At 72.9% G+C, this 20,890-nt stretch carries 19 protein-coding genes; 2 read left to right on the forward strand and 17 right to left on the reverse strand.

Going from position 1 to position 20,890, the window contains the following annotated elements:
* Window positions 1-20: 20 nt before the first annotated feature.
* The gene (locus tag ACZ4FH_RS26035; RefSeq protein ID WP_467307777.1) at window positions 21-1,106 is read right to left on the reverse strand and encodes a prephenate dehydrogenase; all 1,086 of its coding nucleotides are present in this window, start codon (window positions 1,104-1,106) and stop codon (window positions 21-23) included.
* On the reverse strand, window positions 1,103-1,465 hold the full coding sequence (gene aroH, locus ACZ4FH_RS26040; protein ID WP_467307779.1) for a chorismate mutase: 363 nt from the start codon (window positions 1,463-1,465) through the stop codon (window positions 1,103-1,105). Before aroH ends, ACZ4FH_RS26035 begins: the two co-directional genes overlap by 4 nt.
* Window positions 1,466-1,596: 131 nt before the next feature.
* Here aroH and ACZ4FH_RS26045 point away from each other — a divergent pair, with 131 nt between their 5' ends.
* Entirely contained in the window at window positions 1,597-2,301 is a 705-nt protein-coding gene (locus ACZ4FH_RS26045) for a nucleotidyltransferase domain-containing protein (protein WP_467307780.1), read from the forward strand.
* Between the two features lie 21 nt (window positions 2,302-2,322).
* Here the strand turns inward: ACZ4FH_RS26045 and ACZ4FH_RS26050 are convergent, their stop codons facing one another.
* From ACZ4FH_RS26050 to ACZ4FH_RS26115, 14 genes are all read right to left on the reverse strand, one after another.
* Window positions 2,323-3,102 (reverse strand): nucleotidyltransferase domain-containing protein, encoded by a 780-nt coding sequence (locus ACZ4FH_RS26050; protein WP_467307783.1) that lies wholly within the window; start codon window positions 3,100-3,102, stop codon window positions 2,323-2,325.
* A gap of 3 nt (window positions 3,103-3,105) precedes the next feature.
* On the reverse strand, window positions 3,106-4,128 hold the full coding sequence (locus ACZ4FH_RS26055; protein WP_467307784.1) for an ADP-ribosylglycohydrolase family protein: 1,023 nt from the start codon (window positions 4,126-4,128) through the stop codon (window positions 3,106-3,108).
* Window positions 4,125-4,859, reverse strand: a complete 735-nt coding sequence (locus ACZ4FH_RS26060; RefSeq protein ID WP_467307786.1) for an NUDIX hydrolase — start codon at window positions 4,857-4,859, stop codon at window positions 4,125-4,127. The genes ACZ4FH_RS26055 and ACZ4FH_RS26060 overlap by 4 nt, the downstream gene beginning before the upstream one ends.
* Entirely contained in the window at window positions 4,856-5,935 is a 1,080-nt protein-coding gene (locus ACZ4FH_RS26065) for an AAA family ATPase (protein ID WP_467307787.1), read from the reverse strand. The genes ACZ4FH_RS26060 and ACZ4FH_RS26065 overlap by 4 nt, the downstream gene beginning before the upstream one ends.
* Complete coding sequence (gene pnuC / locus ACZ4FH_RS26070) at window positions 5,932-6,591, reverse strand: nicotinamide riboside transporter PnuC (protein WP_467307788.1); 660 nt, start codon at window positions 6,589-6,591, stop codon at window positions 5,932-5,934. The genes ACZ4FH_RS26065 and pnuC overlap by 4 nt, the downstream gene beginning before the upstream one ends.
* Before the next feature lie 132 nt (window positions 6,592-6,723).
* Window positions 6,724-7,926 carry a pseudouridine synthase gene (locus tag ACZ4FH_RS26075; RefSeq protein ID WP_467307789.1) on the reverse strand — a complete coding sequence of 401 codons (1,203 nt, stop codon included), beginning with the start codon at window positions 7,924-7,926 and terminating at the stop codon, window positions 6,724-6,726.
* Entirely contained in the window at window positions 7,926-8,570 is a 645-nt protein-coding gene (gene scpB, locus ACZ4FH_RS26080; protein WP_383649787.1) for an SMC-Scp complex subunit ScpB, read from the reverse strand. The genes ACZ4FH_RS26075 and scpB overlap by 1 nt, the downstream gene beginning before the upstream one ends.
* Window positions 8,567-9,640 (reverse strand): segregation and condensation protein A, encoded by a 1,074-nt coding sequence (locus ACZ4FH_RS26085; RefSeq protein ID WP_467307790.1) that lies wholly within the window; start codon window positions 9,638-9,640, stop codon window positions 8,567-8,569. The genes scpB and ACZ4FH_RS26085 overlap by 4 nt, the downstream gene beginning before the upstream one ends.
* A 93-nt stretch (window positions 9,641-9,733) precedes the next feature.
* Complete coding sequence (locus tag ACZ4FH_RS26090) at window positions 9,734-10,315, reverse strand: hypothetical protein (RefSeq protein WP_467307821.1); 582 nt, start codon at window positions 10,313-10,315, stop codon at window positions 9,734-9,736.
* Window positions 10,312-11,430, reverse strand: a complete 1,119-nt coding sequence (locus tag ACZ4FH_RS26095) for a ParA family protein (RefSeq protein ID WP_383649777.1) — start codon at window positions 11,428-11,430, stop codon at window positions 10,312-10,314. Before ACZ4FH_RS26095 ends, ACZ4FH_RS26090 begins: the two co-directional genes overlap by 4 nt.
* Before the next feature lie 357 nt (window positions 11,431-11,787).
* Window positions 11,788-12,903 carry an alanine dehydrogenase gene (gene ald, locus ACZ4FH_RS26100; protein WP_467307823.1) on the reverse strand — a complete coding sequence of 372 codons (1,116 nt, stop codon included), beginning with the start codon at window positions 12,901-12,903 and terminating at the stop codon, window positions 11,788-11,790.
* A gap of 144 nt (window positions 12,904-13,047) precedes the next feature.
* On the reverse strand, window positions 13,048-15,111 hold the full coding sequence (locus ACZ4FH_RS26105) for a tetratricopeptide repeat protein (RefSeq protein ID WP_467307792.1): 2,064 nt from the start codon (window positions 15,109-15,111) through the stop codon (window positions 13,048-13,050).
* Window positions 15,112-15,287: 176 nt separating this feature from the next.
* On the reverse strand, window positions 15,288-15,914 hold the full coding sequence (locus tag ACZ4FH_RS26110) for an NUDIX domain-containing protein (RefSeq protein ID WP_467307793.1): 627 nt from the start codon (window positions 15,912-15,914) through the stop codon (window positions 15,288-15,290).
* Between the two features lie 88 nt (window positions 15,915-16,002).
* Window positions 16,003-17,664, reverse strand: coding sequence for a CTP synthase (locus ACZ4FH_RS26115; protein WP_467307795.1), 1,662 nt, complete (start codon window positions 17,662-17,664; stop codon window positions 16,003-16,005).
* A 416-nt stretch (window positions 17,665-18,080) separates the two neighbouring features.
* Between ACZ4FH_RS26115 and ACZ4FH_RS26120 the strand changes: the two genes are divergently transcribed.
* Window positions 18,081-19,883: a glycoside hydrolase family 15 protein gene (locus tag ACZ4FH_RS26120; protein ID WP_467307824.1), complete on the forward strand. Its 1,803-nt coding sequence runs from the start codon at window positions 18,081-18,083 to the stop codon at window positions 19,881-19,883.
* Window positions 19,884-19,932: 49 nt separating this feature from the next.
* Here the strand turns inward: ACZ4FH_RS26120 and ACZ4FH_RS26125 are convergent, their stop codons facing one another.
* The gene (locus tag ACZ4FH_RS26125) at window positions 19,933-20,790 is read right to left on the reverse strand and encodes a sulfurtransferase (RefSeq protein WP_467307797.1); all 858 of its coding nucleotides are present in this window, start codon (window positions 20,788-20,790) and stop codon (window positions 19,933-19,935) included.
* Between the last annotated feature and the right edge of the window lie 100 nt (window positions 20,791-20,890).

Genomic DNA, 20,890 nt, shown 5'->3' on the forward strand with positions numbered 1-20,890 from the left:
CGGTCCGGGCCGGACGCGCCCTACGGGCGGATCGACCAGCCGCGCTCGCGCAGGGCCGCGGCGAGGGACGGGGCGGCGCTCGGTTCGACCATGAGCTGGACCAGGCCGGCCTGCTGGCCGGTGGCGTGCTCGATCCGCACGTCCTCGATGTTGATCCCGGAGCGGCCCGCGTCCGCGAAGATCGCGGCCAGCTCGCCCGGCCGGTCGCTGATGAGGACGGCCACGACCTCGTACGAGGACGGGGCGGCGCCGTGCTTGCCGGGCACCCGGACCCGGCCGGCGTTGCCGCGCCGCAGGACGTCCTGGATGCCCTCGGTGCCCTCGCGGCGCTTCGCCTCGTCGGCGGACTGGAGGGCGCGCAGCGCGGTGACGGTCTCGCCGAGGTCGGCGGCGACCCCGGCGAGGACGTCGGCGACGGGCCCGGGGTTGGCGGAGAGGATCTCCACCCACATCCGGGGGTCGGAGGCGGCGATCCGGGTCACGTCGCGGATGCCCTGGCCGCACAGGCGCACCGCGGTCTCGTCGGCGTCCTCCAGCCGGGCCGCGACCATGGACGAGATCAGCTGCGGGGTGTGGGAGACCAGGGCGACGGCGCGGTCGTGGGCGTCGGCGTCCATGACGACGGGGACGGCCCGGCAGAGCGCGACCAGCTCCAGGGCGAGGTTGAGCACCTCGGTGTCGGTGTCCCGGGTGGGCGTGAGCACCCAGGGCCGGCCCTCGAACAGGTCGGCGGTGGCCGCCAGCGGGCCGGAGCGCTCCTTGCCGGCCATGGGGTGCGTGCCGATGTACGGGGCGAGGTCGACGCCGAGCGCCTCCAGCTCGCGGCGGGGTCCGCCCTTGACGCTGGCCACGTCGAGGTAGCCGCGGGCGACCCCGTCGTTCATGGCCGCGGCCAGGACGGTCGCGGTGTGGGCCGGGGGCACCGCGACCACGGCGAGGTCGACCCGGCCCTCGGGCGGATCGTCCGTACCGGCGCCGAGCGCGGCGGCGGTGCGGGCGGACTCGGGGTCGTGGTCGACGAGGTGGACCGTGATGCCCCGCCCCGCGAGGGCGAGGGCGGCGGAGGTGCCGACGAGGCCGGTTCCGATGACGACGGCGGTTCTCACTGGGCGATGTCCTTGCGCAGGGCGGCGGTGGCGCCGAGGTAGACGTGGGCGATCTCCGACTTGGCGAGATAGGTCTCCACATGGGCGAGGACCCTCACCACCCGGGGCATGGCGCCTTCGATGTCCAGCTCCTGGGCGCAGATCAGCGGGACGTCGACGATGCCCAGGCTCCGGGCGGCCGCGGCCGGGAAGTCGCTGTGGAGATCGGGCGTCGCCGTGAACCAGATGCTGATGAGGTCGTCCGGGACCAGGCTGTTGCGCTCCAGGACCTCGGTCAGCAGCGCGCCGACCCGCTCGCCCATGTGCCCCGTCTCGTCCCGGTCCAGCTGGACGGCTCCCCGGACCGCTCGTACCGCCACGTCGTACTCCTCGCCTGTGCCTGCCCCGTGTGTGTGCCGGGTTTCACCCTAGAGGGACCGGCGGGCCGGGCGCCCGTGCGCTCTGTCCGTGAGACGCCCCGGCGTGCGGACTTTCCCGTACGCTCCCCCGCATGATCACCCCCGAGGACGAGGCGCTGGTGCGCGACCACACGGTCTACTCCTGTGTGATGGGCTCGCGGGCCTTCGGGCTGGCCACGGAGGACAGCGACACCGACCGGCGCGGGGTGTTCCTGGCCCCGACCGCGCTGTACTGGCGGTTCGACAAGCCGCCGACGCATGTCGAGGGTCCGGCCGAGGAGCAGTTCTCCTGGGAGCTGGAACGGTTCTGTTCCCTGGCGCTGCGGGCCAATCCGAATGTACTGGAGTGCCTGCACTCGCCGCTGGTGGAGCGGATCGACGCGACGGGCCGGGAGCTGCTGTCGTTGCGCGGGGCGTTCCTGTCCCGGCGGGTGCACGAGACCTTCGCGCGGTACGCGACCGGGCAGCGCCGCAAGCTGGAGGCGGATGTGCGGCGGTACGGTGCGCCGCGCTGGAAGCACGCCATGCATCTCCTGCGCCTCCTGGCGTCCGCCCGGGACCTGCTGCGCACCGGGGAGCTGGTCATCGGCGTGGGCGCGGAGCGGGAGTCCCTGCTGGCGGTCAAGCGCGGTGAGGTGACCTGGGAGGAGGTGGAGCGGCGGATGAACCGGCTGGCCGCGGAGAACGACGAGGCGGCCCCCCGGTCACCGCTCCCCGCCGCTCCCGACCGCGCCCGGGTCGAGGACTTCCTGGTCCGCGCCCGCCGCGCCTCGGCCCTGGCCGGGGCGCGGGGCTGAGGCGCGGGGCCGAGGCATGGCCTAGGAGCCGAGCCGGACGCGCACCACCAGCTCGTGGAGCGCGTCGAAGGCGACCGGGGCGTCCGGGAGCCCCGTCTCCTCCCGTGCGGTCTCCAGGACCGCGTGCAGGGCCGTCACGTCCCGCGCGGCCGCCTCGCGGTCCACCCCGTCCGCCCCGCCGTACTCGGCGTCGGTCTTGGCCTCGATCAGGCCGGGGAGGTAGCCCGGGGCGGGCACCCGGTCGAGCAGCGTGGGCAGATGGGCCAGCACCTCGCCGGTGCGCATCAGATGGATGCCGGTGAGCAGGGCCCGGAAGGTGTAGAGGAGCGGTTTCAGCAGCCCGGTGCGCTCGAAGAGCCGCCACTGGGTGTTCGCGAATCCGCGGTAGTGGTGGGCGTGGTGGCGGGTGAGGACGTCCGGGGCGAGTGCCGCCAGTTCCGCGTGGGCCGCGGTGGTGTGCACGACCAGCGGCGAGAGCAACTGCTCCAGGACGTAGCCGTTCGGCTTCAGCATCAGCCGGACGAACTTGCGCAGGTCGTGGGTGACGAGGTCCATCTCCACCCCGTCGCTGTCCCACATCCGCGAACGGGTCTCCTCCGGCGCGCGCAGCCCCAGCAGGTCCTCGGCGGGCAGGACGTGGACCCCCCGAAGGTCCACGTCCGAGTCCCGGGAGGGGAACCCGTACAGATGCGCCCCGGAGACCGTGGCGAACAGCAGCGGGTGGGTCTCGGCGGCGACGACCGGGCCGAGGTCGGTGACCGGCAGCCCGGCGTCCCGGAGGGGTGCGGTGTCCGTATGCATGGCTCAAGCGTCCCAGAGGGCTCCCAGGGACAGCAGGTCGCTCCGGTACTCGATGCGCTCGGACCATTCCTTGGGCCAGGCCGCCGAGCCGAGGTGGGCTCCGGCGAAGGCCCCGGTCAGGCAGCCGAGCGAGTCCGAGTCGCCCCGGGTGCAGGCGGCGCGGCGCAGGGCGGTGACGGGTTCGTCGGGGAAGAGGAGGAAGCAGTGCAGGGCGGTGGCGAGGGCGTCCTCCGCGGTCCAGCCGTCGCCGGTGGCCTCGCAGGGGTCGGTCTCCGGGGACGGGTGGCGCAGGGCGTCCTGGACCCGGGCGAGGGCGGCGAGGCATTCGTCCCAGCCGCGCTGGATGTACTGCTCGGGCGAGGAGTCCCCCGCGTAGCGCCAGAGGTCGCCGAGCCAGCGGGTGAGGTAGCGGTGGCCGTTCTCGTACGCGTAGCTGCGCAACTGGCCGACCAGCCCCATCGGCTCCGCGCCCTGCGCCAGCAGGTACACCGCGCGGGCCGTGAGGTCGGAGGCGGCGAGCGCGGTGGGGTGTCCGTGGGTGAGGGCGGCCTGGAGCTGGGCGGCACCGGCCCGCTGCTCCTCGCTGAGGCCGGGGACGAGGCCGACGGGTGCGACGCGCATATTGGCGCCGCAGCCCTTGGAGCCGGTCTGGCTGGCCTCCTGCCAGAGGCGGTCGCTGTCCAGGAGCCGGCAGGCGGTCATGCAGGTGCGGCCGGGGGCGCGGTTGTTGTCGGGCGAGTGGTACCAGTCGACGAACTCGTCGCGCACCGGGCGCACCAGCCGCAGCGGGGTGAGCAGTCCGCGGTCGGTCGCGGTCCGGATGCCCCGGGCCAGCGCCAGGGTCATCTGGGTGTCGTCGGTGACGAACGCCGGCTTGGGCAGCCGCATCTGGCGCCACGGGCCGCACTTGGCGAGGATCGAGGGGACGTTGTTGAACTCGGTCGGGAAGCCGAGTGCGTCGCCGAGCGCGAGCCCGGTGAGCGCGCCGGTGGCGGCCTGTTTGGTGAGGGTCCTGGTCACGATCACGTGCTTCTTCCTTCCGGTCGCAGCAGTGGGGGGTGCAGCGCGGTGGCGGCGCCCGCCCGGTGGAGGGCGGCCGGTTTGCCCCGTCCGCCGGTGCGGCGCGGCGGTCCCTCCACGGCCTGGACGAAGCCGGGCGTGGCGAGGACCTTGCGCCGGAAGTTGGGCCGGTCCAGCTCGACGTCCCAGACCGTCTCGTACACCTGCTGGAGCTCTCCCAGGGTGAATTCGGGCGGACAGAACGCGGTGGCCAGACAGGTGTATTCGAGTTTTGCGCCGATCCGGGCGCGGGCGTCGGAGAGGATCCGGTCGTGGTCGAAGGCGAGGGGGCCGAGCCGTCCGGCGTCCCACCAGCGGGCGCTGGCGGCGTCGCCGCCGCCGCGCGGCTCGGGCAGGTCGGGGACGAGGGCGGCGTAGGCGACGGAGACGACCCGCATCCGGGGGTCGCGGTCCGGGTCGCTGTAGGTGCGCAGTTGCTCCAGGTGGAGGGCCGAGACGGTGTCATCGGTGAGTCCGGTCTCCTCGGCCAGTTCCCTGCGGGCCGCGTCCTCGGCGGACTCCCGGGGCCGTACGAAGCCGCCGGGCAGCGCCCAGTGGCCCTTGTACGGGTCCTCGCCGCGTTCGACGAGGAGGACGTGCAGCCGGGTCTCGCGGACCGTGAAGACGGCCAGGTCGACGGTGACGGCGAACGGTTCGAAGGCGTGCGGGTCGTAGCCCGGCGGGGCGGTGGCGCTCATCGGCGCTCCGGGAGGGGCGCGGCGAAGTCCCAGCCCCGCGCGAGGAGCGCGTCGACCGCCTCGACGGCCGCGGCGAGGCGGTCCTCGCGGCTGCCGGTGATCTCGGTGAACGGGCGTCCGGTGCGGGTCAGTTCGGCCCGGAAGCGCTCGGTCATCCAGGGGCGCAGCTCCTCGCCGTCGCGCAGTCCGTCGTCCTCGAAGGCGACGCCCCGGTGGTCGGTGAGGAGCCACAGGTGGTGGCCCACCCGGTCGGCGATCCGCTCGACGAGGGGGTTGCGCCCGCCGACGTACCGTTCGTGCCAGACGGTCGTGGCGAAGGAGTCGGTGTCGCAGACGAGCAGCGGGGAGCCGGTGCGGGCGGCGGCGTCCTCGTGGGCGTTCTGGGTCTCGGCGATGAGCGGGAAGTCGTGGGTGGTGAAGGAGACGTCCTCCCACTGGGCCCCGGGCCACCGCTCGCGCAGCGCGGCGAGCTTCTGCTCGCTGAACGTGCGTCCGTACTCGGCGACATAGCCGGTGTGCGCCCAGATCCCGCCGCGCCTGCGGTAGTGGCCGGCGAGGTCGCGGGCCAGGGTGGTGGTGCCGGTGGACTCGGCGCCGAGGACGACGACGCGGCGGGCGAGGGCGGCGCGGACGGGCGGTTCGAGGAAGTCCCAGCAGCCGGCCGGGTCGGCGCGGACGGCGGTGCCGGAGACCGGGAAGACCGTGCGGCCGGGGTCGACGCAGACGGATTCGGCGCCGAAGCGGCGGGCCAGTTCGTCCCCGTACGACTCCGAGGTGAAGACGGCGTCGACCCGTTCGGGCACGGCTCCGGTGAAGACGGCCATGTGGGCGTCCCATATCGCCGGGTCGTGGAGATCCATCCGGGTGTCGTCCATGGCGCCGACGACGGTCACGTCCGGGTGGACCTCCCGCATCCAGGCGACCCGGTCCGCGAGCGGCACGGATTCCACCGAGGCGGCGCAGACCAGCACGGTCAGCCGCTCGCAGCGGTCCCGGGCGGTGCGGACGAGGTGGTGGTGGCCGGCGTGCGGCGGGTAGAACTTCCCGAGCACCAGTCCGTGGGCGTAGCGCTTCACGCGGCGGCTCCCTCGGTCTCGTGGCGGGGGACGGCGGGGCCCGTGTCCCGCGCCCAGGAGCGCAGCCCGATCAGGCACAGCGTCAGGAATCCGGCGTACAGCAGCGAGGTCAGATACAGCTCCTTGTACGCGTACAGCGGGATGTAGACCACGTCGGCGGCGATCCACAGCCACCAGGACTCCAGGAGCTTGCGGCACTGCCCGTAGGTCGCCGTGAGCGAGAGCGCGGTGGTCAGGGCGTCCCAGAAGGGCACGGTCGAGTCGGTCGCCCGGTCGAGGAGAACGGTCAGCGCGAGGATCCCCACCGCCCCTGCCGCGAGCAGCCAGGCCCATTCGGTGCGGGTGGTGCGCCGCACCGGAAGGGCGCCGGTCCCTGGTCCACCCCCGTGGGTCCAGGTCCACCAGCCGTACGCGGCAAGGGCGATGAAGACGATCTGGAGACCCGCGTCCGCGTACAGCCCGGACTGGGTGAACAGCAGGATGAAGAAGACGTTGTTGGCGATGCCGATGGGCCAGTTGGCGAGGTGCTGGCGGGCCACGAGCCAGACGCAGAGCGCTCCGCTGCCGAAGCCCAGGACCTCGGTCCAGCTGACCGGGGTGTCCAGGACCGTCACCAGGGGTTCCTGCAGGGGATCGAGTACATCCGCGAGACTCACGCCCGCCTCCTTAATAGTCATACTGACTATAAAGAAGGATCGGGGGCGGCAAAAGGCCCGCGGCCGGTTCTCGTACGGGAATCTCGCCGTACGGGAACCGGCCGCGGGCCGGAGCGGGTGGGTGCGGTCCGTCTACAGGCCGACCTCGCGCATGAGCATGCCCACCTCGGTGTTGGTGAGCCGGCGCAGCCAGCCCGACTTCTGGTCGCCCAGCGGGATCGGGCCGAAGCCGGTGCGCACGAGCCGGTCGACGGGGAAGCCGGCCTCGGCCAGCATCCGCCGCACGATGTGCTTGCGGCCCTCGTGGAGGCTCACCTCGACCAGGTAGTTCTTTCCGGTGTTCTCGACGACGCGGAAGTGGTCGGCGCGGGCGTAGCCGTCCTCCAGCTGGATGCCGTCCTTGAGCCGCTTGCCCAGGTCGCGCGGGAGCGGGCCCTGGATGGCGGCGAGGTAGGTCTTCTTCACGCCGTACTTCGGGTGCGTGAGGCGGTGGGCCAGCTCGCCGTGGTTGGTGAGCAGGATGATGCCCTCGGTCTCGGTGTCCAGCCGGCCGACGTGGAAGAGCCGCGTCTCACGGTTGGTGACGTAGTCGCCGAGGCACTGGCGGCCGTCCGGGTCCTCCATGGAGGAGACGACGCCCGCGGGCTTGTTCAGCGCGAAGAAGAGGTAGGACTGCGCGGCGACCGTGAGGCCGTCGACCTTGATCTCGTCCTTGTGGACGTCGACCCGCATGCCCTGCTCGACGACGATCTCGCCGTTCACCTCGACCCTGGCCTGCTCGATCAGCTCCTCGCAGGCGCGGCGCGAGCCCATGCCGGCGCGGGCGAGGACCTTCTGCAGCCGCTCGCCCTCCTGCTCGGCGCCCGGGTGGGTCTTGGGCGTCCTGATGTCCGCCTTGCCGGCGTACCGGTCGCGGTTGCGCTGCTCGATCTTGGCGTCCAGCTCGCGCGGCCGGGAGGGGGCCCCGTACGGCGCGCGCCGGGAACCGCCCTTGGAGCCGCCCGAGGCCGCCTTGGGGCCGCCCTTGGCGCCGCCCCGGGCCGCGGCGCCGCGGCCCTTGCGGGCGCCGCCGTCACCGCCGGGGCGGTCGGGGGCCGTGTCGTAGCGCCGCTCCTCGGGCCGGGGCTTGCGGGGGCGCTCCTCCCACTGCTGGTCGCGCTCGGAGCGGGGGGCGCGGGCGTTCGGGTTGCTGTTGCGGCCCGTGCCGCTGTTGTTCCGCGCTCCGCTCCGGCCGCCGCCGCTCCTGCCTCCGGAGCCGCCGCGGCCCGTGCCGCCGGTTCCGCCGCTCCGGCCTCCGCCGCTGCCGCTTCCGCTGTTCCTGCCACTGCTTCGCATCAAAAATCCGTCTTGTCGTCTGCGTGAGTATCCGGGGTGTCCGGTGCGTCCGGATCGAACGACGGCACACCCTCTAGCGTCTCGGCCTCGATCGCGTCCGCCTCGGGGAGGAAGGGCGCGAGCTCCGGGAGCTCATCCAGGCCACGCAGGCCCATCCGCTCCAGAAAGTAGTTCGTCGTCCTGTACAGGATCGCACCTGTTTCGGGTTCCGCGCCCGCTTCCTCGACCAGCCCCCTCTGGAGCAGGGTCCGCATGACCCCGTCACAGTTCACTCCGCGGACCGCGGAGACCCGGGAACGGCTGACCGGCTGCCGGTAGGCGACCACCGCGAGGGTCTCCAGCGCGGCCTGGGTGAGCCGGGCGTGCTGCCCGTCCAGGACGAAGCGCTCGACCGCCGCCGCGTACGCGGGCCGGGTGTAGAAGCGCCAGCCGCCGGCCACCAGCCGCAGATCGAAACCGCGGCGCTGCACGGTGTAGTCGTCGGCCAGCTCCCGCAGCGCGTCCGCCACGGCCCGCCGGGGCCGCTCCAGCACCTTGGCCAGGTGCTCCTCGGTGGCCGGCTCGTCGACGACCATGAGCACGGCCTCCAGCGCCGGCTTGAGGTCCAGGTCCGCCACGCCTCCGGTGGTCTCCGGCCCGCTCACTCCGTCACGTCCCGCCGCTCGTCCCGCACGTCCGCCGCCTCCTGGTCGAACTCGTCGGTCACCGTCGGCCCCGTTCCCTCTCCCCCGGTCCAGCGCACCATCAGCTCCCCGAGCGCCTCGTCCTGGTCCAGCACGACGGCCTTCTCCCGGTACAGCTCCAGCAGCGCCAGGAACCGCGCCACCACGGTGAGGGTGTCCGGGGCGTCCGCGGTCAGCTCCCGGAAGCTGACCGCCCCGGCCCCGCGCAGCCGCTCCACCACCACGCCCGCCTGCTCGCGCACGCTGACCAGCGGGGCGTGGATGTGGTCGATGTAGACCTGCGGCCGGGGCCTGGTCTGCATGGCCTTCACCGCGAGCCGGGCGAAGCCCTCGGCGCCGATGCTGATGACGACGTCGGGCAGCAGCTCGGCGTGGTGCGGTTCGAGCCCCACGGTACGGGGGAAGCGCCGCCCCTCGGACTCCAGGCGCTCGCTGAGGATCTCGGCGATGCGCTTGTACGCGCGGTACTGCAGCAACCGCGCGAAGAGCAGGTCCCTGGCCTCCAGGAGCGCCAGATCGGCCTCGTCCTCGACCTCGGCGGCGGGCAGCAGCCGGGCGGCCTTCAGATCGAGCAGGGTGGCCGCGACGACCAGGAACTCGGTGGTCTGGTCGAGGTCCCAGTCCGGCCCCATGGCGCGGATGTGGGCCATGAACTCGTCGGTGACCTTGGACAGGGCGACCTCGGTCACATCCAGCTTGTGCTTGGAGATCAGCTGGAGCAGCAGGTCGAAGGGGCCCTCGAAGTTCGCCAGCCGCACGGTGAAGCGACCGTCGCCGTCCTCGGCCGAGGGCCGGGGAGCGGCCTCGGCGGCGGGTTCCGGCTCCACCTGGACCTCGGAAGCAGCCCGAGGGGTGGTCTCGGGCTCAGTCTCGGGCGCGGGCGCGCTCTCGGTCTCGGGTGCCGTCTCGGGCGCGGGCGCGGGCTCCGGTACGGGCGTCTCCGCCGACGGTTCCCGCTCCACGCCGCCGCCCCCCGGCCCGCGGCCCAGGGGGCGGCGGGTGGAGCGGGCGGGCTGGTCGGGCGTCGGCATGGGGATCCAGGGTGCGGCGGGACACGGGCGGGAGGATCCGGACCCCGTCGGCCGGGTGCGGGCCCCCGGTGCAGGCTACCGGCGCCGCGCCGGTCAGCGGCCGCGCAGCCGCCGTACGAGAATGCTCGCGTCGCCCCGGGACTCCAGGTCCGCCAGGACGACGGCGACGGCCTCGCGGACGATCCGGCCGCGGTCCACGGCCAGGCCGTGCTCGCCGCGCAGCACCAGCCGCGCGTGTTCGAGGTCCATCAGCTCCTCGGCGGAGACATAGACCGTGATCTTCTCGTCGTGGCGCTCCCGGCCGCTGGGCCTGCGGTTCGCCCCCCGGCCGCCGCGGCCTCGCTGCGGCTGGACGGCGGGCTGCTGCGCCGGTTCCGGCGCGGGCGGCGGGGTGCGGCGGGTCTGCGGCGCCACCGCGGCCCGGTCGCGTTCGCCGGACCGGCTGCGCGAGTCCCCGGCGTCGGCGCCCGCGGCGGAGTGCTCCTCCCGGGCGGGGTCGGCGCCCTCGGGGGCCTCGGAGCCCTCGCCGGACGGTCCGGTCCCGCCCTCACCGGCCGGAGCCGGTACCCGCGTCGCCTCGCCGTTCGCCTTCCGGCGGCGCTCCGCCGGGGAGGAGGACTGGAGGCCCATCCCTCCGGTGGTACGGAACAGTTCGTCGGCCCCGGGCAGACTCACTCGGCGTGACACCGGGCGAGCACCTCCCTGGCGAGCTGGCGGTAGGCGGCGGCACCGACGGAGTTGGAGGCGTACGTGGTGATGGGCTCACCCGCGACGGTGGTCTCGGGGAAGCGGACCGTGCGCCCGATGACCGTGTGGTAGACGTGGTCGTCGAATGCCTCGACGACGCGCGCCAGGACCTCGCGGCTGTGCACCGTACGGGAGTCGTACATGGTGGCGAGGATGCCGTCGAGCTCCAGGTCGGGGTTGAGCCGCTCCTGGACCTTCTCGATGGTCTCGGTGAGCAGGGCGACGCCGCGCAGCGCGAAGAACTCGCATTCGAGCGGCACTATCACCTTGTGGGCGGCGGTCAGCGCGTTCACCGTGAGCAGGCCGAGCGAGGGCTGACAGTCGATCACGATGTAGTCGTAGTCCGCCATCAGCGGCTTCAGGGCGCGCTGCAGGGTGGACTCGCGGGCCACCTCGCTGACGAGCTGGACCTCGGCGGCCGACAGGTCGATGTTGCTCGGCAGCAGGTCCATGTTGGGCACGGCGGTCTTCAGGAGGACCTCGTCGGCCGCCATGCCCCGCTCCATGAGCAGGTTGTAGACGGTGAGGTCGAGCTCCATCGGGTTCACGCCGAGGCCGACCGAGAGGGCTCCCTGCGGGTCGAAGTCGACGAGCAGGACGCGCCGTCCGTACTCCGCGAGCGCGGCACCCAGGTTGATGGTCGACGTGGTCTTGCCGACGCCGCCCTTCTGGTTGCACATCGCGATGATCTTCGCGGGGCCGTGGTCGGTGAGCGGGCCCGGGATCGGGAAGTAGGGCAGGGGCCGGCCGGTCGGGCCGATCCGCTCGCGGCGCTGCCGGGCGGCGTCGGGCGCGAGGGTGGCCGCGTACTCCGGGTCGGGCTCGTACTCGGCGTCGGGGTCGTAGAAGTGCCCCTGGGGTGTTTCGTCGAAGTCGGCGAGGCGGGCGGTGTCGCGGCCGCTCTCGTTGCCGGCCATGGCGTTCACGTGTAGGCCGTCCATCGTCTGGGGGGCTGTCGTCATGTGCTGGTGGGTGGCGAAGGTGCGGACAGCGACGGAGCCGACAGCCTCCAGCCCCTCCGGGCTCTGGCCCTGTACGGGCATCCCTGGTTGAACACCCCCGGGAGTAAATGTCGACTCATTCACAAGTCGTCTTACCTCCTTGGACGTGACCAGGAAACTTATCGATAGGTCAGCGTGGCACCATGCCGACGATGGGCGACTCTATGGCGTGTCACCGGTCCGCAGCAACACAATCCGCCGGACCCGGCCCGATGTGTCGGCAATCGAACACCCCGCTGTCAAGGGTGCGCAGCCCCTCGGGCACACTTTTCGGCGGGGAACGAATCGGTTGAACGGTTACGTTCGAGGCGAGTTGCCCCGCGCCCGGCACGACGGCGGCCGGACCTTGCTCGGCAAGGTCCGGCCGCGGTCGCGAGGTTGACGCCGGGGGTTGACCCGTCAGCCCAGAAGGGTGCTCAGGTCGACGTGCGGCAGACCGTGCGCCTCGGCCACCTCGCGGTAAATGACCTGTCCGTCATGGGTGTTGAGGCCCTTGGCCAGCGCGGCGTCACGGCGCAGGGCGTCGGCCCAGCCACGGTTCGCCAGCTCCACGATGTAGGGAAGCGTGGCGTTGGTGAGGGCGTACGTCGAGGTGTTGGGGACCGCGCCGGGCATGTTGGCGACGCAGTAGAAGACCGAGTCGTGGACCATGAAGGTCGGCTCGGCGTGCGTCGTGGGATGCGAGTCCTCGAAGCAGCCGCCCTGATCAATTGCAATGTCGACAAGTACACTTCCGGGCTTCATCTTGGCGACGAGCTCGTTGGTGACCAGCTTCGGGGCCTTCGCTCCGGGGATCAGCACGGCACCGACGACCAGGTCCGCCTCGACGACGGCCTTCTCCAGCTCGAAGGCGTTGGAGACGACGGTCTGCACCTTGGTGCCGAAGACCTTGTCGGCCTCGCGGAGCTTGTTGATGTCCTTGTCGAGCAGCGTGACGTGGAAGCCGAGGCCCACGGCGATCTGGGTGGCGTTCCAGCCGGAGACGCCGCCGCCGATGACGACGGCACGGCCGGCCGCCGTGCCGGGGACGCCGCCGGGCAGCACACCGCGGCCGCCCGCCGAACGCATCAGGTGGTACGCGCCGACCTGCGGGGCGAGCCGGCCCGCGACCTCGGACATCGGGGCGAGCAGCGGCAGGGCGCGGTTCGCGGTCTCGACGGTCTCGTAGGCGATGGCGGTGGTGCCGGACTCCAGCAGCGCGTCGGTGCACTCGCGGGAGGCGGCGAGGTGCAGATAGGTGAAGAGCGTCTGGTCCTTGCGGAGGCGGTGGTACTCCTCGGCGACGGGCTCCTTGACCTTGAGCAGCAGGTCCGCGGTGGCCCACACCTCGTCGGCGGTGGGCAGGATCCGCGCCCCGGCGGCGACGTACTCCTCGTCCGTGATGGACGAGCCGGCCCCGGCGTTCTGCTCGATGACGACCTCGTGGCCGTGCCGGACGAGCTCGTGCACACCGGCAGGCGTGATCGCCACGCGGAACTCGTTGTTCTTGACTTCGCGGGGGATGCCGACCTTCACGTCGATCACGGTCCTTGGGCTCAGAGGGTTATCAGGACATGGCTATACATACCCGGATAGACACCGCGTAAATGGAGACACCGCGAACACCCGCGGCACAGCCAGTCTAATGAAGGGTTTCTCGCTGTCTAGCCTTACAAAGCATTAATTTTCCGTCGCGGCACTACGGATTTCGTAGGCCGTGCTCTCCTCGCCCAGCAATCTCTCGGCCGCGCCCCGGTGGAGCCCCGCGGCGGCCGGGTCACCGAGCCGGTCGAGGGTGTCCGCGAGCCGCAGCTCCAGGGCCGCCTGCAGCCGCACGTCCTCGGCCCGCCGGGCCCACTCCACGGCCTCCCGGCAGGTCTGCAGCGACTCCTGCGGACGGCCCGCGTACTCCTGCACCCGGGCGATCTCGCTGAGGGCGCGCGCCTGGGCCGGCAGATCGCCGAGCCTGCGGTGACCGGCCGCCGCGGCCCGCCAGTTCCGCAGCGCCTCGCCGTACCGCCCGGCATAGGTGTGGACCGCGCCCAGCCGCCCGTACAGCCGTGCCTCGTCGGCCCGTTCGCCCTGGGTGAGGCGCTGGGCGAGCGCCCGTCCGTACCAGTCGGAGGCCCGCTGGTAGTCGCCCAGCTCCGCGTGGGCGCCGCCGATCGACTCCATCGCCCGGCCGGTGGCGTACGGGTCCTTCGCGGCCCGGCCCGCGTCCAGCGCGGCCCGGTAGCGGACCAGCGCCTCACGGGTCCGGCCGGTCCCCGCGTCGAGGTCGGCGAGGTTGAGCAGGGCCGCGGCCCGCTCCCGGGGCAGGTCCCGCCGCTCCGCCACGGCGAGCACCAGCCCGTGCAGTCCGTAGAGGTCCGGGGCGGCCGCCTCGGTGCCCTCGTGCACCGCCAGCGCGCGCACCAGGGCCGCCACCAACCGCCGTGCCAGTGTGTCCAGTTCACCGTCCTCGACGGCGACCGCGGCGGAGGCCAGCAGCGCGGGCCTGCGCCGGCGCAGCCAGTCGGCGGCGGCCTCGGGGTGCGGGAAGCGCAGCGAGCGCGGCAGCCCGGCGAGCTTGCGCCGGGACGGGGAGCCCTCGGGGTCGGTGACCGCCCGGCAGGACTGGAGCAGGCGCACGGTCCGCTCCAGCAGCCTGGCCCTGGCGAGCTGGATCTCGGCCGGGCGGTCCCGCTCCTCCAGCAGCGCCCGCAGCATCGGCGCCAGACAGCCGGGCACCTCGTACTGCGGCTCCCCGGCCCCGTCGCCGCGCAGCAGACCGAGCCGGACGAAGTCGTCGAGCGTCGTGCGGGCGGCGGAGACGGAGCAGCCGGCCAGCGCCGAGGCGGTGTGGGCGTCGGCGAGTCCTGCGGGGGCCAGCGCGAGCAGCCGCAGTATCCGGGCGGGGGTCGGTGCCAGGGAGTCGTGGACCAGCCGGAAGGCACGCGCCAGGGGCCGTGCCCCGGTGGGCAGTTCGGTGTCCTCGGGCAGCTCCCGCAGCTGTTTGGTGACGTCCGCGACCGAGGCGGTGGGGCGGTCGGCGAGCAGGCCGGCGACCAGGACGAGCGCGGCGGGCAGTCCGCCGCACTCCTCGGCCAGGGTCTCGGCGGTCAGCGGGTCGACGGTGACCCTGACGTCCCCGATCTCCCGGGAGAGCAGCTGGACTGCGGAGGCGGCGTCGAGCCCCCCGAGGGTGCAGGGCCGCACCCCGGGGATGCCGGTCAGCGGTCCCTGCGCGGTGGCGACGACGAGGCAGTCGGGGTTGTCCGGCAGCAGCGGGTCGACCTGTGCGGCGTCGACCGCGTCGTCGAGCAGCAGAACGGCCCGGCGCACGGCGAGGGCCTCGCGGACCATCTCGGTCAGTTCGTCCTCGTCCGCGCCGGGCGGCCCGGCCACGTCCAGCCGGCTCAGCAGTTCCCGGGCGGCGCGCTCGCCGGGGACGGGGGCGCCGCCGGGCTCGCCGAGGCGCGCGCGGAGCACCCCGTCGGGGTAGTCGCCGGTGTCGAGCAGCAGGCGGGACAGTTCCTCGGCGAGTGCGGTGCGGCCGGAGCCGGGGCGTCCGGCGATCAGCAGGACCCGGGCCCGGCCGCTGCGGCGGCCGGCCATGGTGTCCAGACCGGCCCGCTCGATGTCGGCCCGCAGCTCCTTCAACTCGCGTGCGCGGCCGAAGAATCGGGGTGGTGCGACGGTGACGGGCCCCTCGGTCCCCGTCGTCCCGGCCGGGCCGCTGGTGTCCACCGCCTGATCCGTCACGGGCCACGCTCCACTTCGCCGCACGCGTCGCCCGCCGGGACTCCGGTCCGGGCAGACAGAGCGTAGTTCAGGCGGGTGGCCGTATCGGGCGGAGCGCGGCGGGGACGTCCCCCGATCGGATCAGCATCTTGTCCGACCGGGGGTGTGCGGGCCGCCCCGTCGGCCGTACGGGACGGTCAGGCCTCGAACGGCCGGGCGGGCCACGGCGCCTCGGCGGGCCGCAGCGCGTCGAGCCCGTCGCCCGCGAGCGCGGCGGCCAGCGAGAGCACGCCCACCACCAGGCAGTTGTTGTGCAGCTCCCCGGCGAGGACGCCCCGCACCAGCTCCTGGAGCGGGACCCGGGCCTGCTCCATGTCGGCCTCCTCCTCGGAGACCTCGAAGCGCTCCCCGTCCGCCTCGGAGATGTTCCGGGCGAGGAAGATCCGTACGGCCTCGTCGCAGCCGCCGGGCGTGGTGTAGACGTCGGTGAGGACCCGCCAGTCCTCGGCCTTGACGTAGGCCTCCTCGTACAGCTCGCGCTGCGCGGCGTGCAGGGGGTTCTCCCCCGGGACGTCGAGCAGTCCGGCCGGGATCTCCCACAGCTTGTGGCGCACCGGGTGGCGGTACTGGCGCAGGACGAGGACGCGGCCCTCGTCGTCGAGCGCGAGCACGGCGACCGAGCCGGGGTGGACCTGGTAGTCGCGGCGCACGACCGAACCGTCGGGCATCTCCACGTCATCGGTGCGGACGCTGGTCTTGTTGCCCCGGAAGGGGGTCTCGGTCGCGGTGACCGGCCATTCCTCGGGCGTGTCCTGGATACCCATCTACGTCCTCCCACAAAAAACAGTGACCGGGACACGCATCCTCGAAGGATGCGTGTCCCGGTCCACCGTAACGCCTGGCGGGCCGCCGTTACTTGCCCTCGGCCGCGCTCACCTTGCGGGCCACGGCCGCCTTGACCAGGCCCGCGAACAGGGGGTGCGGGCGGGTCGGGCGGGAGCGCAGCTCCGGGTGGGCCTGGGTGGCGACGAGGTACGGGTGCACCTCGCGCGGGTACTCGACGTACTCGACGAGCTTGTTGTCCGGGGAGGTGCCGGAGAAGACCAGTCCGGCCTTCTTCTCCAGCTCGGCCCGGTAGGTGTTGTTGACCTCGTAGCGGTGGCGGTGGCGCTCCTCCACGTACGGCTGGTCGTCGTAGGCCTCGCGGACGAGCGAGCCCTCGGCGAGCTTCGCCGGGTACAGGCCGAGCCGCATGGTGCCGCCCAGGTCGCCCGCGCCCTCGACGTAGGCGAGCTGCTCCTCCATCGTCGAGATGACGGGGTGGGCGGTCGCGGCGTCGAACTCGGTGGAGTTGGCGTCGGGGATCTCGGCGAGGTTGCGCGCGGCCTCGATCACGATGCACTGCAGGCCCAGGCAGAGGCCGAGCAGCGGCACCTTGTTCTCGCGGGCGAACTGGATCGCGCCGACCTTGCCGATGACGCCGCGCTCGCCGAAGCCGCCGGGGATGCAGATCGCGTCGACGTCGCCGAGCGCGGTGCGGGCACCGGCGGGGGTCTTGCAGTCGTCGGAGGCGACCCACTTGACCTTGACCCGGGCCTTGTTGGCGAAGCCGCCGGCCCGGATGGCCTCGGTCACCGAGAGGTAGGCGTCCGGCAGGTCGATGTACTTGCCGACCAGGGCGACGGTGACCTCGTGGTCGGGGTTGTGGACGCGGTCCAGCAGATCGTCCCAGGTGGTCCAGTCGACATCGCGGAACGGCAGGTCGAGCTTGCGCACGACGTAGGCGTCCAGACCCTCGGTGTGGAGCACCTTGGGGATGTCGTAGATCGACTTGGCGTCCACACAGGCCACCACGGCGGCCTCGTCGACGTCGCACATCAGCGAGATCTTGCGCTTGATCGCGGTCGGCACGTCGCGGTCGGCGCGCAGCACGATGGCGTCCGGCTGGATACCGATGTTGCGCAGCGCGGCCACCGAGTGCTGGGTGGGCTTGGTCTTCAGCTCGCCGGAAGGGCCGATGTAGGGCAGCAGCGAGATGTGCACGACGAAGACGTTGTCCCGGCCGACCTCGTGGCGGACCTGGCGGACGGTCTCCAGGAACGGCAGCGACTCGATGTCGCCGACCGTGCCGCCGACCTCCGTGATGACGACGTCGACGTCGTCGGTGGCCATGCGGCGGATGCGGTGCTTGATCTCGTTGGTGATGTGCGGGATGACCTGGACGGTGTCGCCCAGGTACTCGCCGCGCCGCTCCTTGGCGATGACCTGGGAGTAGACCTGGCCGGTGGTGACGTTGGCGGAGCCGTCGAGGTCGACGTCGAGGAAGCGCTCGTAGTGGCCGATGTCCAGGTCGGTCTCGGCGCCGTCGTTGGTGACGAACACCTCACCGTGCTGGAACGGGTTCATCGTGCCCGGGTCGACGTTCAGATAGGGGTCGAGCTTCTGCATGGTGACCCGGAGGCCGCGCGCCTTGAGCAGGGCGCCGAGGCTGGAGGCAGTCAGACCCTTGCCGAGGGACGAGGCGACACCCCCGGTGACGAAGATGTGCTTGGTCGTCGTGGATGTGGGCTGCATAGCCAAAGGGGGCTCCCGTGGTCGCGATCATGAGGTGCGTGCCGGCCGCCGTCCGGAGATTTCCGGAGATGCCGTCGCTGCGGTTCGGGGGCCTCGTCTGCGGTTGCGGACGACCACCGGTCCACGGGCTACCAGGGTATCAGCGACGGCGGGAGCCTGCTTCCGGCCACTCCGCACACCGCGGGGCACCGGCGCAACCCCTGTGACCCCCGGTCTCCCCCGTCCCACCCAATCAGCTCACCAGTCTTGTCAAGAGCGTCGCGCGGATCACCCGGGTGCGTCGTATCCTGCTCGGACACTCGCCCCGGGCGAGGGTACGAATTTCGCAGGTTCCCCCAGTTCAACCCCCCGCAACGACCCCTTGACCCGCAGTAAGCGCCCCACGGGGCGACATGGCCGTTCGACTGGAGACGCACGTGGCCGGGCGCATCGAGGATTACGCACTCATCGGAGACATGCAGACCGCCGCCCTGGTCTGCCGGGACGGCACGGCCGACTGGTTGTGCCTGCCCCGCTTCGATTCCCATGCCGTCTTCGCGGGACTGCTGGGCACCGAGGAACACGGTTTCTGGCGCCTGGGACCGGCCCGCGCGGACGGCACCGACCCCCCGGCGGCGGACCGCCGCCGCTACCGCGGGGACTCCCTGATCCTGGAATCGGAGTGGGACACCCCGCGCGGCACCGTCCGGGTGACGGACTTCATGCCGCCGCGCGACGGGGCGCCCCAGCTGATCCGGATCGTGGAGGGGGTCAGCGGCCGGGTTCCGGTGCGCTCCGAGCTGCGGATGCGGTTCAGCTTCGGACGCGTCACCCCGTGGGTGCACAAGGTGGACGGCCGTACGGTCGCCGTCGCCGGACCCGACTCCGTCTGGTTCGACACCCCGGCGGAGACGTACGGCGAGAACCTCACGACGTACTCCGACTTCATCGTCACCCCGGGCGACCGGATCGCGCTCACCATCAGCTGGCAGCCCTCGCACCACGAGCCGCCCGCGCTGCCGGACCCGGAGGGGTCCCTGGAGGCCACCGCGGACTTCTGGCGCGAATGGGTCGAGCAGTGTACGTACCACGGCCCCTACCGCGAGGCCGTCGTCCGCTCGCTGATCACGCTGAAGGCGCTGACGTACGCGCCGACCGGCGGCATCGTCGCCGCGCCGACCACCTCCCTGCCGGAGGACATCGGCGGCTCCCGCAACTGGGACTACCGCTACACCTGGCTGCGGGACGCCGCGATCACCCTCTCCTCGCTGCTGCGCACCGGCTACCGCGAGGAGGCCCGCGCCTGGCGCGAGTGGCTGCTTCGCGCGGTCGCGGGCGACCCGGAGAACCTGCAGATCATGTACGGGATCGCGGGCGAGCGGGAGCTGGGCGAGGCGGAGCTGGACTGGCTGCCGGGCTACGAGGGCTCGGCCCCGGTCCGGGTGGGCAACGGGGCGGCGGGCCAGCTCCAGCTGGACGTGTACGGCGAGGTCACCGAGGCGCTGCACCTGGCGCACATGACGGGGCTGACCCGCAACGACTACGCCACCGGCCTCCAGCTCAAGCTGATCGAGTACCTGGAGAAGCACTGGGACGAGCCCGACGAGGGCATCTGGGAGGTGCGCGGTCCGCGCCGGCACTTCGTGCACTCCAAGGTGATGGCCTGGGTCGCGGTCGACCGGACGATCAAGCTCGTCGAGTCCGGGGACTCCGAGGGCCCGCTGGAGCGCTGGCGGGAGCTGCGCGACGACATCCACCGGGACGTCTGCGAACGGGGCTACGACAAGGAGCGCAACACCTTCACCCAGTCCTACGGCTCCAAGGAGCTGGACGCCTCCCTGCTGCTGATCCCGCAGATGGGCTTCCTGCCGCCCGACGACAAGCGGGTCATCGGGACCATCGAGGCGATCCAGCGGGAGCTGTCCACCGAGGACGGTTTCGTGCTCCGCTACCCGACCTCGGGCGAGGACGCGGGCGTGGACGGGCTGGAGGGCGACGAGGGCGCGTTCCTGGCGTGCTCGTTCTGGCTGGCCGACGACCTGGCGATGATCGGCCGGGTCGACGAGGCCCGGCAGCTCTTCGAGCGGCTGCTCTCGCTCCGCAACGACCTGGGTCTGCTGGCCGAGGAGTGGGACGCCCGGCTCCAGCGCCAGGTGGGCAACTTCCCGCAGGCCTTCAGCCATGTGCCGCTGATCGACACGGCCCTGCGGCTGACGGCGAGCGGGGCGTACGTGGGCTGACGGACCGGACCGCGGCGGGCCCCGGGGCCCGCCGCGCCGCGTCGTGGTCTCAGTCGCCCGTGGCGACCGGGCGGTCCCGCGAGGGCAGGCCCCATTCGCTCCAGGAGCCGTCGTACACCGCCGTCCCGCCGCGTCCGGCCAGTGCGGCGGCGAGCGCGGGCACACAGGCGGTGACGCCCGATCCGCAGCTGAACAGCAGCCTGCTCCGGTCCGGGGCGAGGGCGTCGAACAGGGCCCGCAGCTCGGCCGCCGGACGCATCCGGCCCTCGTGCTGGACCTCGGTGAAGGGCAGGCTGACCGCACCGGGCATATGGCCGCCGCGCAGGCCCGGACGCGGTTCGGGCGCGGTGCCCCGGAAGCGTTCCCGGGACCGGGCGTCGAACACGGCGGCCGCCGGATCGGTGAGGGCGGCGGCCACCTCGTCGGCGTCCACGAACAGGCCGGGGCGCTCCACGGCCGTGAAGTCGCCGCGCTCGGGAGGCCCGCCGGGCGCGCCCTCCTCGACCGGCAGGCCAGCGGCCGTCCAGCCGGGCAGCCCGCCGTCGAGGACCGCGACCCGGTCGAAGCCCATGGCCCGGAGCATCCACCACCCTCGCGCGGCCGAGTAGAGGCCGGCCGCGTCGTAGACCACGGCCGTGTCGCCGTCGTGGAGGCCGAGCGCGCGCATCTCCTCGGTGAACCGGGCGGCGTCGGGCATGGTGTGCGGCAGCGGTCCGCCGGGGGCGGACAGGGCGCCGTCCAGATCGAAGGGGCGCGCCCCGGGGATCCGCACGTGGGCTCCCCGGTGGGCACCGACCGAGGCGTCGAAGACCCGCAGTCCGGGCCGCCCCAGCCGGGCGGCGAGCCAGTCGGGTCCCACGAGCGGGCCGGGCGGGGCCTCCTCGTACGGGGCTGTCGCGTCGTCCATGGGTCCTCCCCCGTGCCGGTGCCGAAGGGTCAAGATCGCAGCGGGGCCGCGGGCTGTCAACGGCCCGCCGCCCCGGCGGTGCCGCCGGGGCGGCGGGCCG

It is taken from the genome of Streptomyces sp. NPDC024555, assembly GCF_055559335.1.

Excerpts from the sequence above, each read along its gene's own strand:
- ACZ4FH_RS26045 (WP_467307780.1), top strand. The coding sequence starts at position 1,597 with ATGATCACCCCCGAGGACGAGGCGCTGGTGCGCGACCACACGGTCTAC.
- ACZ4FH_RS26050 (WP_467307783.1), bottom strand. The coding sequence starts at position 3,102 with ATGCATACGGACACCGCACCCCTCCGGGACGCCGGGCTGCCGGTCACC.
- ACZ4FH_RS26060 (WP_467307786.1), bottom strand. The coding sequence starts at position 4,859 with ATGAGCGCCACCGCCCCGCCGGGCTACGACCCGCACGCCTTCGAACCG.
- ACZ4FH_RS26075 (WP_467307789.1), bottom strand. The coding sequence starts at position 7,926 with ATGCGAAGCAGTGGCAGGAACAGCGGAAGCGGCAGCGGCGGAGGCCGG.
- ACZ4FH_RS26085 (WP_467307790.1), bottom strand. The coding sequence starts at position 9,640 with ATGCCGACGCCCGACCAGCCCGCCCGCTCCACCCGCCGCCCCCTGGGC.
- ACZ4FH_RS26095 (WP_383649777.1), bottom strand. The coding sequence starts at position 11,430 with ATGCCCGTACAGGGCCAGAGCCCGGAGGGGCTGGAGGCTGTCGGCTCC.
- ACZ4FH_RS26110 (WP_467307793.1), bottom strand. The coding sequence starts at position 15,914 with ATGGGTATCCAGGACACGCCCGAGGAATGGCCGGTCACCGCGACCGAG.
- ACZ4FH_RS26115 (WP_467307795.1), bottom strand. The coding sequence starts at position 17,664 with ATGCAGCCCACATCCACGACGACCAAGCACATCTTCGTCACCGGGGGT.
- ACZ4FH_RS26125 (WP_467307797.1), bottom strand. The coding sequence starts at position 20,790 with ATGGACGACGCGACAGCCCCGTACGAGGAGGCCCCGCCCGGCCCGCTC.